2 pseudogenes are annotated in these 1,550 nt (G+C 45.0%); both read left to right on the top strand.

From position 1 onward, the window contains the following. Nucleotides 1–77: 77 nt before the first annotated feature. Nucleotides 78–1,454, top strand: a pseudogene (locus R7Q47_RS24060) (P-loop domain-containing protein); the annotation flags it as partial. Then, a pseudogene (locus tag R7Q47_RS24055) lies at nt 1,454–1,550 on the top strand (GNAT family N-acetyltransferase); the annotation flags it as partial. The pseudogenes R7Q47_RS24060 and R7Q47_RS24055, both read left to right, overlap by 1 nt.

Below are 1,550 nucleotides of genomic sequence, written 5' to 3'. Positions count from 1 at the left end.
TCATAGGCTCTCCTTTACTCTCGTTACGGTGGTTTCTATCGTGGGCGCCCGCTTCTAATTAAAAGGCCAATATCTTCATGGATCAGTTGACTGCCACGCTTAAGAAAATTGAAAAGCAGAACTACCGTGCTTACCAACAAATCAAAGGTCAGTATGACTTCACTGATTTCACGTTGTTTATCGATCATGTTCAAGGCGACCCGTATGCTTCTGCGTCACGTTTTCGTGCGACTCGTGCTTGGTCACTAACTGGTCTTGAGTGGCTAAAAGACGAGTCTCCGGCGTTCCAACGCGCGGCTCGCGACTTTATTGCTCGTAGCTTTGAGCAATTTGCTAAACAAGAAAATACCGTATCAATCGCTTTAAATGGTCAAACGGTTTTAGACAGCACAGCGGTGCTATTCACAGAAGAAGGGATTGAACTGCGTTTTCGTGTCAACCTACCCGCTGAAGGCCGTTCTGTGCTTGGTAAAAAGGCGAACAACATCCTCACGTTCCATCTGCCTAAGTTTATTCGACGCGCGACGCTTGAGGGTGAGTTGGATAAAGAAGCAATGGTGAAGCACTGTCAAGTCGTAGAAGATCAAAGCACACTAAGAGAACAATTAGAAGCACACAATCTTGTTGCGTTTGTTGCGAATGGTAGCGTTCTACCACGTATTGCGGGTAACTGTGATTTGCCGATGAAAGAAGCAGTGGAGTTTACGGCTCCTGAGTCTTTGCAGGTGACTCTGCATGCACCAAACAAAGGTTACGTGACTGGACTTGGCATTCCCAAAGGCATCACTTTAATTGTCGGCGGTGGTTTTCATGGTAAGTCGACCTTACTGAACGCCATTGAACGTTCTATTTACGATCACATTCCTGGCGATGGTCGCGAGTACATCGTGACAGACCAGAAAGCGATGAAGATTCGTGCAGAAGATGGCCGTTGTGTGCATCACTTAAATTTGTCGAACTACATCAACCATTTGCCAATGGGTAAAGATACTGCAGATTTCTCAACGCAAGATGCATCAGGTTCAACATCGCAAGCGGCTTGGTTACAAGAATCTATCGAAGCCGGTGCAACATCACTGCTGATAGATGAAGACACATCTGCAACTAACTTTATGATTCGTGATGAGCGTATGCAGGCACTTGTGGCAAAAGGCGATGAGCCAATCACACCGTTGGTTGACCGTATCGGTCAATTACGTGATGAACTGGATATCTCTACTATCATCGTTATGGGTGGCTCTGGTGATTACCTGGATGTGGCGAATACCGTTATTCAGATGCATGACTACCAAGCGGTCGACGTGACTGAAAAAGCAAAACAAGTGATTGAACGTGAGCAAACACTAAAATTAAGCCAAGCAGACGCCATTTTACTTATGGAAGCTCTCGATAAACCAACAACATTAAATCAAAAGCTTAAAACTGCCGCCGAACGCTACGAGACCAAAAACCAATGATGAAAACGGTATTACTCGATAAAGATAAACACGATAGAAACCGATTCAACTGCGGAATTGATGCGCTTAATAACTATTTGAAAGTCATGGCAA

It is taken from the genome of Vibrio sp. Vb0349 (genome assembly GCF_033338975.1).
The sequence above is the reverse complement of the archived record's forward strand: the minus strand, read 5'-3'. Positions and strand labels throughout refer to the sequence as shown.